Annotated in this window: 10 protein-coding genes; 4 read left to right on the plus strand and 6 right to left on the minus strand. The window is 74.1% G+C overall.

Annotated features, from left to right (window positions below; translation table 11 throughout):
* The first annotated feature begins 2 nt into the window (after positions 1-2).
* The 3 genes from EV567_RS15525 to EV567_RS15535 all read left to right on the plus strand — a co-directional run bounded on the left by EV567_RS15525 (position 3) and on the right by EV567_RS15535 (position 4,256).
* The gene (locus tag EV567_RS15525) at positions 3-782 is read left to right on the plus strand and encodes an MBL fold metallo-hydrolase (protein WP_130440311.1); all 780 of its coding nucleotides are present in this window, start codon (positions 3-5) and stop codon (positions 780-782) included.
* 195 nt (positions 783-977) lie between these two features.
* Positions 978-1,925, plus strand: a complete 948-nt coding sequence (locus tag EV567_RS15530) for an SMP-30/gluconolactonase/LRE family protein (RefSeq protein ID WP_130440313.1) — start codon at positions 978-980, stop codon at positions 1,923-1,925.
* Positions 1,926-2,093: 168 nt separating this feature from the next.
* Positions 2,094-4,256 (plus strand): SpoIIE family protein phosphatase, encoded by a 2,163-nt coding sequence (locus EV567_RS15535; protein WP_130440315.1) that lies wholly within the window; start codon positions 2,094-2,096, stop codon positions 4,254-4,256.
* Positions 4,257-4,368: 112 nt separating this feature from the next.
* On the opposite strand, the gene EV567_RS15540 is transcribed toward EV567_RS15535, so the two are convergent.
* Entirely contained in the window at positions 4,369-5,553 is a 1,185-nt protein-coding gene (locus EV567_RS15540; protein ID WP_130440317.1) for a type III polyketide synthase, read from the minus strand.
* 419 nt (positions 5,554-5,972) lie between these two features.
* Here EV567_RS15540 and EV567_RS15545 point away from each other — a divergent pair, with 419 nt between their 5' ends.
* A complete protein-coding gene (locus EV567_RS15545) occupies positions 5,973-7,403 on the plus strand; it encodes a cytochrome P450 (RefSeq protein ID WP_130440319.1) in 1,431 nt (476 codons plus the stop codon).
* 31 nt (positions 7,404-7,434) lie between these two features.
* Here the strand turns inward: EV567_RS15545 and EV567_RS15550 are convergent, their stop codons facing one another.
* The 5 genes from EV567_RS15550 to EV567_RS15570 form a co-directional block, all read right to left on the minus strand.
* Positions 7,435-8,337 (minus strand): amidohydrolase family protein, encoded by a 903-nt coding sequence (locus EV567_RS15550; protein ID WP_130440321.1) that lies wholly within the window; start codon positions 8,335-8,337, stop codon positions 7,435-7,437.
* Between the two features lie 105 nt (positions 8,338-8,442).
* On the minus strand, positions 8,443-9,714 hold the full coding sequence (locus tag EV567_RS15555) for a DUF2201 family putative metallopeptidase (RefSeq protein ID WP_130440679.1): 1,272 nt from the start codon (positions 9,712-9,714) through the stop codon (positions 8,443-8,445).
* Positions 9,715-9,749: 35 nt separating this feature from the next.
* Positions 9,750-11,027 carry a MoxR family ATPase gene (locus EV567_RS15560; protein WP_130440323.1) on the minus strand — a complete coding sequence of 426 codons (1,278 nt, stop codon included), beginning with the start codon at positions 11,025-11,027 and terminating at the stop codon, positions 9,750-9,752.
* A gap of 119 nt (positions 11,028-11,146) precedes the next feature.
* A complete protein-coding gene (locus tag EV567_RS15565; protein WP_130440325.1) occupies positions 11,147-12,655 on the minus strand; it encodes a hypothetical protein in 1,509 nt (502 codons plus the stop codon).
* Positions 12,656-12,797: 142 nt separating this feature from the next.
* Positions 12,798-13,367 (minus strand): DinB family protein, encoded by a 570-nt coding sequence (locus EV567_RS15570; protein ID WP_130440327.1) that lies wholly within the window; start codon positions 13,365-13,367, stop codon positions 12,798-12,800.
* Positions 13,368-13,439: the final 72 nt, after the last annotated feature.

Raw genomic sequence — 13,439 nt, forward strand, 5'->3', positions numbered from 1 at the left:
CCATGAACGGCACGGTCACGGTCCTCGACAAGGGCGCGGTCCGCATCCACAGCTACATGTCGCCGGCCGACACCTTCCACACCACCACCCAGCTCATCGAGACCCCGGCGCGGATCGTGGCGGTCGACGCCCAGCTCCTGCCCGCCTACGCCGACGAGGTCGTCGCCTACGCGAAGACTCTGGGCAAGCCGCTGGACCGGCTGATCGTCACCCATGCCCACCCCGACCACTACAACGGCGCCGCCCGCTTCGGCCTCCCCGTGCACGCCCTGCCCCAGGTGCGCGAGCAGATCATCGCGCGCGGCGACAGCCGGCTGCCCACCGGTCAGGTCATCCCCCTCGCCGACTTCACGCCGACCGTGGCCCTCACCCCGGTCACCGAGATCATCGACGGTGTCCCCTTCGTCTTCGAGGCCGTCTCCGGTGGCGAGGCCGCCGACGAGCTCCTCGTCAGCCTGCCCGACCAGGGCGTCCTGGTCGCCCAGGACCTCGTCTACAACGACGTCCACCTCTACCTCGGGAACAACGACATCATCGGCTGGGAGCGGGCCCTCGACGTGCTGGCCGCCCGGTCCGGCTACGACACGATCCTCGCCGGCCACGGTCTGCCCACCGGCCCTGAGATCTACGCGGACGTCCGCCGCTACCTGGCCGACGCCCGCGAACTGCTCGGCGACGACGGCGAGGCCTACAAGAAGGCGATCGTGGAGCGCTACCCGTCGCTCGTCGGCCCGTTCATCATCGACATCGCCAACCGCTCCCTCTTCCCCGCAGCCCTCTGAGCCTCGACCCCTCTGAGCCTCGACCCCTCTGAGCCTCGACCTCCCCCCGGAGCCTCGGGCTCCCACCGAGCCTCGGCCTCCCCCCTCGACCCTCGGCCCCCCGAGCCCGGCCCCTGTATCCAGCACGTCGACCCCTGTCGCCGACCGACACCCCCGACGGCGGGGCATCCCCCACCCCCGATCCAGGAGACGCCCATGCACGCCCGCTCCTCCCTCACCGTCCTGGCCACCGCGCTAGCCCTGCTGGGCACAGCCGCGACCGCGACCGCCACCGCGGCCACCGAGCCCCTGTCCCGCCCCCGCGTCACCGCCCACTTCGACCTGGCCGGCGGGCAGCAGCCCGAGAACATCACCGTTGGCCGTGACGGATCCGCCTACCTGACGTTCTCTTTCGCCCGGCAGATGGTCCGGGTCGGCCCGGACGGCCGGACGCACGTCCTGGCCACCCTGCCGGCGCCCGCGCACGCCCAGACCCCCAACCTGGGCAAGGCGTTCGTCGGCGGGATCGCCCGCGCCCACGACGGCACCCTCTACGTCACCTACGCCACCGGCACCGCCGACCTCACCGGCGTCTGGGCCGTACGTCCCGGAGGCCGCCCGCACCGCATCGCCGCCCTCCCCGCCGACGGTCTGCCCAACGGCCTCGCCCTCGACGAGCGCACCCACCGCGTCTACGTCACCGACTCCGTGCACGGCGTCGTCCACCGGCTCCCGGCGAGCGGCGGCAGGGCAGCCGTCTGGGCCGAGGGCGACGCCCTCAAACCCAGCACCTTCGCCGGCGCGAACGGGCTGAAGCTCCATGGCGGGGCGCTCTGGGTCACCAACCTCGACAAGGGCACCGTCCTGCGCATCCCGGTCACCGCGCACGGCACGGCCGGCGCGATCCAGGTCCGGGCGACCGGCATGCCGTCGATCGACGGCTTCTCCTTCACCGGCCGCGGCGACACCCTGCTCGCCGCCCGCGACGACGACGAGGTCGACCTCGTCCGCCCCGACGGCACCCACACCGCCGTCCTCACCGCGGCCGACGGCCTGCGGACCCCCACCTCCGTCGCGGTCCACGCAGACAGGGTCTACGTCCCCAGCGCCGCCTACCTCACCGGTGCGGACCCCAACCTCCTCACCGCCCGCCTCGACCGCTGACAGTGCGGCCTCCCGGCGCGGGAGGCTCCGCGCCGACCGTGCTGGTGTGGGCGTAGCGACCTCAGGTGTTATTCAATGAGGTGTGCGGTCAGGGATCTCGGGGCCCGTCGCACGGACCTGAGTACGGCCCCGGCGCTGCCCCCGCCGGGGAATGCCTGAGAGAGCCGTATGGACTCCACACCCTCTCCCTCGTCCTCTTCGGTGTTCGACCTGGTCAGCAGCGCCCTGGGGCGCTACATCCCGCGCGGCGGGGCGGCAGCGGCGGTCGGCCCCGCCGGCGCGCAGGGCGACCGGACGAACTGCCGCCGTGTGTCCGACGGTCCGTCGGGCGGCCGGCAGGACCAGATCCTCGGCGCGGTCAACATGGACAGGGATCTGAGGATCACCCGCTGCAACCTGGAGGCCCCCGTCTTCGCGGGGCTGGAGGTCGTGGCCGGGAGTCCCTTCGTCGATCTCCTGCCGCCCGGGGACGTGCCGACGGTCACCCGGCGGCTGCGGCAGGTCCTGGAGACGGGGGAGGCGCACGTCGCCCGGATCCAGCGTCTGCGGCGCGGCGACGGGTCGGAGCTGGTGGTCTCGATGAGCATCCTGCCCGCCGCGCCGCCGCACGAGGGCCTGACCGTCTCACTGATCGCCATGGCCCGGCGGCTGCACCTGTACGCCGCCGAGACCGCGATCGGCACCTCGCTGGACATCGGCGAGACCGCGCAGTCGCTGGCGCAGTCCCTGCTGGCCTGGGGCGACGTGGCCGCCGTCGACCTCGACTTCACCGTGTGGACGGGCGAGGGCGTCACCGGGCAGCGGCAGGGGCGCATCCGGCTGCGGCGGGCGGCGCTGGTGCCGGACCGTGCGTGGCCCGAGGGCTATGTGACGCCGGGCGACGACCTGCCCGGCGACGCGAGCCGGCTGCTGGCGCAGGCGATACGGCGGGACGACGCCCCGCAGACCATCGTCATCCCCGACCGGGATGCGGTCGAGCGGGTCCTCGGCAGTCCACGCGTCGTGCGTGCCCTGGTGCCCGGCGAGCGGTCGGCGGCCCTGGCGTGCGTGCCGCTGGTCCTGGACAGCGAGCCGCCCGTCGTCCTGGGCGTGGCGGAGATCTGGCGGCGGGCGGACGCGCCCTTCCACGACAGCGAGCTGTTCGACCTTCAGGAACTGGTCGCCAGGACCGCCCATCACGTCGACCTCGCCCGTCAGCACCAGCGTGAGCACACGCAGGTGCTCGCCCTGCAGCGCCGGCTCCTGCCCCGGAGCGGCGGCGACACCATCGAGATCGCCAGCGTCTACCAGCCCGCCACCCCCGACAGCGCGGGAGTCGGCGGCGACTGGGTGAACAGCTTCCCGCTGCCGGACGGACGTACCGCGCTGGTCGTCGGCGACGTCGTCGGGCACGGCCTGGGAGCCGCGGCGACCATGGGCCAGCTGAGCATGGAGGCCCGCGCCCTGCTGTCCGCGGGGCTCGCGCCCGACGAGGTGCTGGAGCACCTGGACGAGACCGTGACGCTGCTGGACGACACCGAGTCCGGGCTGACGGCCGGCTACAGCGCCCTCGGCTCGACCTGCTGCATCGCCCTCTACGACCCGGTCAGCCACCAGGTCGTGGTGTCCAGCGCCGGCCACCTCCCCCCGGTCCTGATCACCCCGGACGGGCAGGCGGGCCCGCTCCCGGTCCGCCCCCACCCCGGCCTGGGCGCCGAGTTCGCGCTCCGCGAGCCGTTCGACGTGCACACTTTCGGCGCACCTCCGGGCTCCCTGCTCGCCCTCTTCACCGACGGTCTCGTGGAGGACCGTGCCCTGTCGATCGACGAGGGCATCGCGAGGCTCACGGACACCGTGTCCGGGGTGCACCCATGGGACTCCCTCCAGCAGGCCGCACGGCACGTCGTCTCCTCGCTGGCGCCCGTGAGGCAGCGCGACGACGTGACCCTGCTGCTCGCGCGGATGATCGGCTACCGCAAGGGGGACACCGCGACCTGGCGGCTGCCCGCCCGCGACGACGCCCCCGCACGTGCCCGCGCGCATGTCTCCGCGCTGCTGCGGACCTGGCGCACCAGAGCCGGTACCCGGGACGACGTGCTGCTCCTGGTCAGCGAACTGGTCACCAACGCGGTCCGGTTCGCCGCCGGTCCCGTCACGGTACGGCTGATCAGGGCCGGTCACGGCCTGCTGTGCGAGGTGGGCGACACGGGCAACGGCAGGCCGAACCTGGGCCGGGGCGGCCTCCTGGACGACGGCGGCCGCGGTCTGCACGTCGTGCACCGGCTCACCACCCGGTGGGGGGTGCGGTGGACGGACACCGGCAAGGTGGTCTGGGCGGAAGTCGCGCGGTGACGCGACCGCGGGGCGAGACCGCGGCCGGCGTGGCGGGTGCCACCGGACGGGGCGGCGACGGCCGGACGCCCGGCCTCAGCGGTGGTTCCGCCGCGGGCGACTGCGGGCGGATCTACAGCCACTCGCCTTCCAGGGCGGTGGCGGTGAGGCCAGGCGCCGCCGCGTAGAGGACGGCGCGGCTGCCCGGCTTCTGCCCGGCGTCGTGCGCCCGCCGCATGATGTCGAACACGGCGGCGCCTCCGCGGTTGCCGCTCGTGTAGCTGTCCCGGCTGTGGTCCAGCAGTCCCGACGGCCAGGCGTCCGGCATGGTCTGCTCCATGTATTCCAGCACCCGGGTCCCGCCGGGGTGGGCGAGCAGCACGTCGGGGTGCCATGAGCCGGGGTCGTCCTGGTACCGGAGGCGCAGCCACTCCCACATCGCGGTGACCGTCTCCTGCACGGCGCGCGGTCCCCGCCGGTCCATCACGAAGTGGGTGCCGTCCGCCCGCGTCTCCAGGCGGTGCAGGTCCTGGGTGCCGGGCAGGGTGTGGTGCCAGGCGGCGTCCAGCCGCAGCACCGACTCGCGTCTGGTGCGGCCCGTGACCACCGTGGCGACCGCGGTGTCCGCGAACAGCAGCCGGACGATGAGGGACTCCAGGGTGTCGTCCGCGGGCTGGTAGGTCGTGCTCAGCGCCTCGGAGATGACTACCAGGACCACCCGGTCGGGGTCCGCGGCCACGAGCTCGGCGGCGAGCGCCAGGGAGCGGGTGCCCGCGATGCAGGCCCACTGCGTGGCCGGCAGCAGCATCACGTCGTCGCGGAGGCCGAGCCTGTTGGCCAGGGCGATGTCCAGTCCGGGCAGAGCGGGAGTGGTGGAGTGACTGGTGATCAGGCAGTCGACGTCCGCTGGGTCCAGCCCGGCGATCTGCAGGGCCCCGCGCGCCGCACGCTCGCCGTAGGACCGCACGGCCTCCCAGGCCGGCGCGGTGCGCTCCTGGACGGTCTGCGGCGCGGGCACCGCCTCCAGCGCGGCGATCACGCGGTCCACGTCCTGCCGGCTGAACCCGTCGTTCGCCAGGGCCTCTTGGGCCGGCCCGATGTCCGCGGTCCGCAGGGCGCCGCCCTCGCCCGGTGCGACGGCGGTCTCCAGCGGCAGCATCCAGCCGCGCGTCTCGATGCCGGTGCTCGCGGCGATGCCGTCGATGCGCGGCTCCCAGGCCGCGTGCGGATGGCGGTCGCGCACCTCCGCGACGATCTGGCTGGTCCGCACGGCGTGCTCGCCGTGTATCACGGCGGGAGGACAGAGATAAGCGGCCATGGTGGGGCACCTTTCCAGGGGAACCGGTGGGGAGGTCACGAGTGCTGTGCGATGGGTCACTTCGGGGTCGCGCGCCCAAGGGGTCGCCGGCGAACTCCACTTGGGGAGTCGCCCTCTGTCCTTGAGCATGGACCGTAAAAGGACATTTCCGCTGTGATGCACACAACTCAGACGGCCTCTCGGTGTGTGACGCGGCACACACCGGGGAAACGCCTGCTATGAGCAGCGCTTGACCTGCCGTCAGCCGGGGCGGACGGCGGGAGCCGGTGTCTCGCCTTCTCCGGCCGCGGTCTCATCGCTGGTGACGCCGGGGGAGCCCTGCGCTGAACTTCCCGGCCCACCTGGGGTAGTGTCCCCACCGATTTCAGCTACCGACCGAACGTGTGTCGGTACGGGGCGTGCGGGAGGGCGACGACACGATGGCATCAGGGGTGGGCGACGGCGGGTCCGTGGACCTCGGTCAGGCGCGGTTGGAGGAGTTGAGCCCTGCGCCCTTGCTGACCCGGGACTACGAGACCCGCCCCTCGCTCGTGTACGAGCGGCTGAGGCGGCGGCACGGTCCGGTCGCGCCGGTCGATCTGCTCGGGGTGCCCGCCTGGCTGGTCATCGGCTACCGCGAGGCACTCCAGGTTCTCCAGGACGACGACGCCTGGCCCAAGGGGCTGGAGAACTGGCGGGCCCGCACACAGGGCGAGGTGCCGGCCGACTGGCCGCTGGGACCGTCCCTCGAGGTCAACCACATCCTGATCCAGGGCGGCCCCGGCTACCGGCCGCTGCGCACGGCCTGGGACGCGGCCCTCAAGCCCTTCCAGGACCCGCGCCACGCCCAGGCGAAGCGGCTGAAGGCGGCTGTCACCGCCTACGCCGACGATCTGATCACCCTCGTCGGGCAGGCCGGCGGCACAGGCCTCGCGGACCTGTCCGCCCAGTTCTCCCGCCCCCTGCCGCTGATGGTGGCCAGTCACCTGCTCGGCTTCCCCGGTTCGCAGGGCGACGACGCCCTGATGGACATGTGGCGGGTGCTGGACGCCGGCCCGGACGCCGAACCCGCCCTGGAGCGGCTGCTGGCCACGCTGACCGAACTGGCCGCCGCCAAGCTGGAGAAGCCCGGGGACGACTTCCCCTCCTATCTGCTCGCCGCCCACCCCGAGCTGTCCCTGGACGCACTCGCCCGCGAGCTGTTCATGCTGCTGGGCATGACCTCCGACCACGTCGGCATCCTCATCTCCAACACGGTCGTCGAGGTCGTCTCGGGCGAGGGCGGAGTGCGGGCCAGCCTCTCCGCCGGGATGGTCAGGGAGTCCATGAACCGGGTGGTCATGCGCAAGCCGCCCCTGGTCAACTTCGTGCCGCGCTTCGCTGCGAAGGACACCCCGCTCGGCAACTACACGATCCGCGCGGGCGATCCGGTGTGGGTGTCCTCCGCCGCCGCGCACGCCGACCCGCTCTTCGCCGACGGCATGGCCGCGAGCACCATGGTCAGCACCCGGGCGCACCTGTCCTGGGGAGCGGGCCAGCGCCAGTGCCCGGCACGCGAACTCGCCTCGACGGTCGCGGCGGTCGGAGTGGGCCGTCTCTTCGAGCGGTTCTCCCACCTGGACTTGGCGCTCCCCGCAGATCAACTGCCCTGGCGCTCCTCGCCGTTCATGCGGGGCCTGCGCTCGCTCCCCGTGCGGTACGAGCTCGCCCCGCAGCCTGTGGCGCCGCCGGCGCGGGATGCGGCGTCCGGCGCGGACTCCGACGCCGAGTCGGCGGCGGAGCCCACCGGGACGATGAGCGCGGACCCGTCGGCCAGGCAGCGCTCCTCCCTGTGGCGCTACCTGACAGGCCTGATCCGCACGGGCCGCTGACGGGGCGGCACTTCGGTGTTCTGGCGATCTGTCACATCTCGCCCGTGAGCAGGCGGCGCGGATTGGCGACGCGGAACGCGTACGCCGCCGCGCCGCCCAGGCCGAAGCCGGGATGGCGGGGCGGGCTCGCGTACGGCCGGTCCGAGCCCTGGACGACGGCGTCCACGCCGAGCGCGCGGACGACCGCGTCGACGCCCGCCGGACCGTACGACGACGTCTCGACGTACACGTCCGGGTCCGCGTCGACGAGGCTGCCGTCACCCCGGGCCGCGAAGCGCTCGCCGTGCAGCGGGGCCAGCCCTGCCAGCAGGGCGAAGCAGACCCGCAGCCGCGGATGCCGGGGCCGGCCGAAGGCGCGGAAGGCGAACCAGGCCGCGTGCATCTGCTGGACGTAGGGGACCATCGCGGGCCACCAAGGCGGCCCCTCCGGCCCGCCCGCCGCCGGCCCCGGGTGCACGAACAGCGGGAGGCCCCGCTCCTCGAGCAGGTCGAGGAGCGGGGCGCAGCGCGCGTAACCCGCCGCGTCGGCAAGGGCGTTCGCCGGAAGCTGGAGACCGGCGAAACCCTGGTCGAGGACGGTGGCCGTCGCCCCCGCGTCGACGTCCCTGACACACGCGGCGGCCCACGCCCCGAACGGTTCCGGCAACGCGGCCGCGTCCTCGTGGTAGGCGTCCAGGAGCGGCCGCGCCCGGTCCGCGGGCAGCCACTCGACGCCGAGCGGGCAGGACAGCGACACCAGCGCACGGCCCAGCCCGTCGCCGGCGGCCAGCTCGGCGCGCCGGGTCACGTCGTGGTCGGCGGGGGAGACCCGGTAGGGGGCCTCCCCGGCGAGGTGCAGGGTCCAGCCGTCGAGGAACGGCGGCTCGTCACGGGCCCGCAGCGCTGCCAGGAAGGCGGCGCCCCACAGATGCTGGTGTACGTCGACGCTGGTCAAGACGCTCCTTCCGCAACGGCGCGCAGCGCACCGTGGACGTCGTCAGCCCCCAGGATGTCCCAGCCGCCCCCCTCCCCGTCCACCAGGGCCCTGGGCCGGCTCCCGTCAACCGCCGATCTCCACCACCCGTGCCCACGCGGGCGGCCCGTCCGGGACGTAGTCCGGGTCGTCCTCGTCCCAGGAGCCGGCCGACAGCGGCCGGGGGAACAGGCCCACCACCGTCCGGCACGGCGGCTGTGCGCTCGGCCAGGGCGTCTGGCCGTCGGTCAGGACCACGATGACGTCCGGGCGCGCCTGCGCCCGCAGCGCCCTCGCGAACCCCGAGCGCAGGTCCGTCCCCCCGCCGCCCATCAGCGGGATCCCCTCGCCCTTGCACAACGGGTGCACGACCTGGGCCGAGGCGTCGCACGACAGGACGGAGACCAGGTCACGACGGCCGCCCACGGCACGGGAGATCGCCGCGACCTCCACAAGCGCGCTGCCCAGCTCGGAGTCGCTGACCGACCCCGAGGTGTCGATGATCACGGACACCCGGGGCGGACGCCGCCGCAGGCTCGGCAACACCACACCGGGCAGGGCGCAGGAGCGGCGCGCGGGCCGCCCGTAGGAGTAGTCCTCGCCCGCGCCCGGAGCGGACGCCGCCGAGCGGACGGCCGCGCCCAGCAACTCCCGCCACGGCTGCGGCGGATGGAACGCCTCCTCGGCCCACCGCCGCCACCCCCGCGGCGCGGAACCGGGACGCCCGGTGATGCCCTGCGCCACTCGGAAGCGCACCGCGTCCCGCTGCTGCTCGCTCAGGCCGTGCGCCCCGTACGGGCCCAGCTCCCACGCCCGTTCGCGCCCGTCGGCGCCGCTGCCGCAGTCCAGCCACGCCAGGTCCTTGAGGCGCGGCCCGAGCCGGAACATGCGCAGGTAGTCCTCCATCAGCTGCCCGCCGGGCAGCCCCAGCAACTCGGGCAGGGCGGCGCCCTCCGGCCGGAGCAGCCCGTCGCCGAACACGTCGTCGTTGATCTCGAAGTCCGCGGCGATGTTCATCCGCAGGCGCTCGCCCGGTCCGGTCAGCCCGCGCTGCCGTGCGACCCGGTCACCACGCCCGTGGTGGTCGCGCAGCAGGTGCGACACCTCGTGCACCCACACCCCGGCCAGCTCCTCCACGGGCGTGCGGTCCACGAACGCCGGCGAGACGTAGCACCGCCAGTGCCGGTCGACCGCCATCGTGGGCACCTGCCGGGACTCCACCGTGTGCAGCGCGAACAGGGCCGTCGCCAGGTAGGGACGCACCCGGGCGGCGTGCAGACGGGCGGCGAAGAGCTTGTCGAGGTCCAGGGTTCCGGGTGGGCCCGGCGTCCAGCCGTCTTCCCGTGCGGCCGTGTCCACCGTGCCGGCTTCGCGTTCGCCGCGCGTGTCCGCGTTCACCGTCCCGCCTTCGCGGCCGCGGCGGCGCGGGTCGCCGTGCGGGTGGCCGCCTGGTCCGCGCGCCGGGACATGGTCACCACACCGGCGAGCCGCTCGATCGACTCCGGCACGTTCCAGTCCCCCTGGCGCAGGGACGCCAGGGTGGTCGCCGGGACGACGACGAGGTCGGGGGCGCCCGTCTCCACCGCCCGTACGAGCAGCGCCCACGCCGCGTCCCAGCGCTGCTCGTCCGGACGCCGCCGCACGGCGTCCACCACGCCGTCGAGGGCGGCCTGCCGCAGATCGCCCCGCTCGGGCAGCTCGGCGCCCGCCGGATCGGCGAGCAGCGTCTCCGGGTCGGGGAGGTCCATCCGGTCCAGGCTCGCCAGCAGCTCCAGCCCAGGACCGTCGCCCACGGCGCCCCGCACCAGCAGGGACAGGACCTCCCGGGAGGATCCCGCCGCGGTCGCGAAGGCGACCAGGGTCATCGCCATCTCCCAGCTACGGGGCGACGGCCAGGCCCCGCCCCGCCGGGTCTCGCTGCCGGGCAGCCGGTGCACCAGGGTCGGACGGGTGGCCAGCAGCCCGCACACCGCGCGCCGCGCGAAGTCCACGGCGTCCGCCAGCTTCCCGGGGTCCAGCCGTGGCAGGGTCGCCCGGGGCCAGATCCCGCCGAGGCCGCGCACCACCACCTCAGGGTCGTGGGCCCACTGCACATGCACGAACCGGTTGGCCAGCGGCGCGCTCAGCTCCCATCCGTCGGCAGCCGACGACCGGGGATTGGCGGCGGCCACGATCCTCACCCCGGGCGGCAGCCGCAGCGCGCCGATCCGGCGTTCCAGCACCAGCCGCAGCAGGGCGGCCTGGACGGCGGGCGGCGCGGTGGACAGCTCGTCCAGGAACAGCAGCCCCTTCCCGGCCCGCACGAGCCGTACGGCCCAGTCCGGCGGGGCCATCGGGACGCCCTGCTCCGCGGGATCGTCCCCGATGACGGGCAGTCCCGAGAAGTCGGACGGCTCGTGCACACTCGCGATCACCGTGGTCAACGGCAGATCCAGGGACGAGGCGAGCTGGGTGAGCGCGGCGGTCTTGCCGATGCCCGGTTCACCCCACAGGAGCACGGGCAGATCGGCCGCCACGGCGAGCGTCAGGGCTTCCAGCTGGTCGTCGGGGCGCGGTTCGGTCCCGGTGTCGCGCAGCAGCCGCAACAGCGTGTCGGCGAGGTCGAGTTGAGACGCCTCGGCGGGCGTGGAGAGGAGGACGGAGTCCATGGCGAACGGGGTGCGTGTGGGCATGGGTGATCACCTTCGGTGTCTCGGCGAGGGGTGGCAATGAGTGACGTAGCGTCAGAACAAGGATCAGAAGGAAGAGTTGCTGGAGCGATCGGTCGTCTGACCCGGCGAGCCGGCGCGAGTCAGTAGAAGGCGCGGCCGTCCGGCTGTGAACGGCTGCGGCGTGAACGGGTGTCGCGCCGGCGGTGCTTGCCGCGGTCCTCGGGGCAGTAGCGGGCCGGCTGGGGGTCGGAGAGGCCAGCCCGGTACAGCCCGTAGGTGATCCGGCGCAGGGCGGCGTCCTCCAGTGCGTCCCGCAAGGGGCCGCCGCGCACCACCGCGTCCGGGCCGAGCAGACCTTCCACGACGGCCAGCGCGCCGGCGATGTCACCGTGGTCGAGCCGTTCGCGGACGCCGGTGAGGCAGTCCGGGCGGCGGTGCGCCTCGTCGACGGCCTGGAGACAGGGGAGCGGAGTGCCGGTCAGCGCGACCAGCAGCTCCTCCCGCCTGAGCTCGTCCGGATCGTGGTCGAGCGGGGCCAGCGCCCCGTCGACGAGACCGATCCGGTGCGTGGCTCCCCGGCACTCCACAAGCCGTGGCGCGCCCGCACGGTCCGGCGAGGGGCGCGGCTCGGCCGGCGCGTGGCCCGGCACCAGCGCCGAGGCGACCAGCGGGTGCAGCCGGTCCGCCTCGATCGCACCGGCGCGCAGCAGCGCCAGATCGGGGAGCTCCCAGATCGCCGCCTCGGGCAGCACCGGCAACCCGGAGCCGACGGCGTCCTTGGATGCGGCGGTGATCCGGGGGACGGGAGGCCCGCCGTCGCCCGCGAGCAGCTCCAGGACCAGCCGCTGCCGAGCCCCGGACCGTACGACGACCGCGCCGACGCCGGCGGTCCGGCCCTCCGCGCGCAACAGGATCTGCGCCTCGTCCGCCCACCGGCGGACAGTCCGGCGACGATCCTGCGGGAGACCGGCGAGAGGTGGGGCGTGCCACGGATCGGGGTGAGGCGCGAGCTCAGGGGTACCGGGCGGGCCAGGGAGCGCATCGAGGAACTCGAGCCGTGGTTCACCGGGGCCGATCTCCGGCCGGTCCGCCCCCGACCGTGCCCTCAGCTCGTCCGTCCTGCGCGCGTCCCACAGGTGACGGTGCAGGTCGAGGCGGTGGCGCCGGTGCGGACGGGGGTGCGGGTGGCGGCCGACGCCGGCCGTGCGGCCGGTCCCGTCCCACAGGGCGAGGCTGATCCGCTGACCGGCGTCCGCCCAGGCCGGCGGCGTACGCGCCACGAGGTGCAGCGGGCGGGACCTGCCGTGGCCCGTGCCGTCGTCGTCGACGTCGTAGCGCGCCAGTGTGAGGGTCAGGCCGGGGCGCAGCAGGCCGTCGGGAGCGATCCTCGGCATGTGCCAGCGCAGCAGGTCCGGCGCCAGGTGCCGCAGGTCGGCCCGTAGCCGGGCGGCGAGTTCCCGGCCGTGGGTGCGCGCCACGGCGCGGAGCCGGAGATCGACGTCGACGCCGGCTGCGGCGCACGCGCCCGCCCAGTCCCCGGCGTGGCGCCGGGCGGTGGCGGTCTCGATCATGGAGGGCGGCACGGCGAACTCGCGCACGCGCAGCCAGAACGAAAGGCGGGGATCCCCGTCCGCGGTCGAAGTGAGCATCAGCGCTCACCTTGCGCGGACGGGACCCCCGATCTGGTGTCGGAGTGAGTGGTCATCGCGGGCGAGCGTAGTGCCCGGCCGCGTGACCTGTCACTCGATTAACGTCCGGGCGCCCAAGCCCGGTTGTCGGCTGTCCGGTTGCTCAGCCCATGCTCTTCGAGCCGTCCAGGGCCTCACGGATGATGTCGGCGTGGCCGGCGTGCTGGGAGGTCTCGCCGATGATGTGCAGCAGCACCCGAAGGGCCGACCACCGGGCGCCGGGCTCGAACCACGGGGCGACCGGCAGCGGATGGGACACGCTCAGGTCGGGCAGCGTGGCGACGAGCTCGTCCGTGCGGCGGGCCACCTCGGCGTACTCCTTGAGCACCCCGTCCAGCGTTTCGCCGGGCAGCATCCGGAACTCGTCGGCACGCCTGGCCCAGTCGGCCTCGGTCATCTGGTCGAAGTCGCCCATCGCCGACGGGCCTTCCAGGATGAAGTCCACCCACTTCCGCTCGACCGAGGCGACGTGCTTGATGAGCCCGCCCAGACACAGCTCGCTGACGGTGGTGCGCCGCCCGGCCTCCTCGTCGCCGAGGTCGCGGGTGGTGAGACGGAGGAAGTTCCGGTGGTGGGCCAGGGCCGCCAGCAGGTCGGCGCGCTCGCCGGCGACGGTCGGGGCCGCGGTGCCCTGACCTGCGGTGTCGGGGGCGAGGGGCTGGTTCGCGTTCATCGTGATCTCCGGCTCGTCGGCGGTGCTGTTCCGTGGACAAGCACCACAGTAGGAGTCGTGTAGGTCAGATCG

It is taken from the genome of Streptomyces sp. BK239, from assembly GCF_004217285.1.
GTDB lineage: Bacteria > Actinomycetota > Actinomycetes > Streptomycetales > Streptomycetaceae > Streptomyces.

Excerpts from the sequence above, each read along its gene's own strand:
- EV567_RS15540 (WP_130440317.1), bottom strand. The coding sequence starts at position 5,553 with ATGGCCGCTTATCTCTGTCCTCCCGCCGTGATACACGGCGAGCACGCC.
- EV567_RS15530 (WP_130440313.1), top strand. The coding sequence starts at position 978 with ATGCACGCCCGCTCCTCCCTCACCGTCCTGGCCACCGCGCTAGCCCTG.
- EV567_RS15525 (WP_130440311.1), top strand. The coding sequence starts at position 3 with ATGAACGGCACGGTCACGGTCCTCGACAAGGGCGCGGTCCGCATCCAC.
- EV567_RS15560 (WP_130440323.1), bottom strand. The coding sequence starts at position 11,027 with ATGCCCACACGCACCCCGTTCGCCATGGACTCCGTCCTCCTCTCCACG.
- EV567_RS15535 (WP_130440315.1), top strand. The coding sequence starts at position 2,094 with ATGGACTCCACACCCTCTCCCTCGTCCTCTTCGGTGTTCGACCTGGTC.
- EV567_RS15570 (WP_130440327.1), bottom strand. The coding sequence starts at position 13,367 with ATGAACGCGAACCAGCCCCTCGCCCCCGACACCGCAGGTCAGGGCACC.
- EV567_RS15545 (WP_130440319.1), top strand. The coding sequence starts at position 5,973 with ATGGCATCAGGGGTGGGCGACGGCGGGTCCGTGGACCTCGGTCAGGCG.
- EV567_RS15565 (WP_130440325.1), bottom strand. The coding sequence starts at position 12,655 with ATGCTCACTTCGACCGCGGACGGGGATCCCCGCCTTTCGTTCTGGCTG.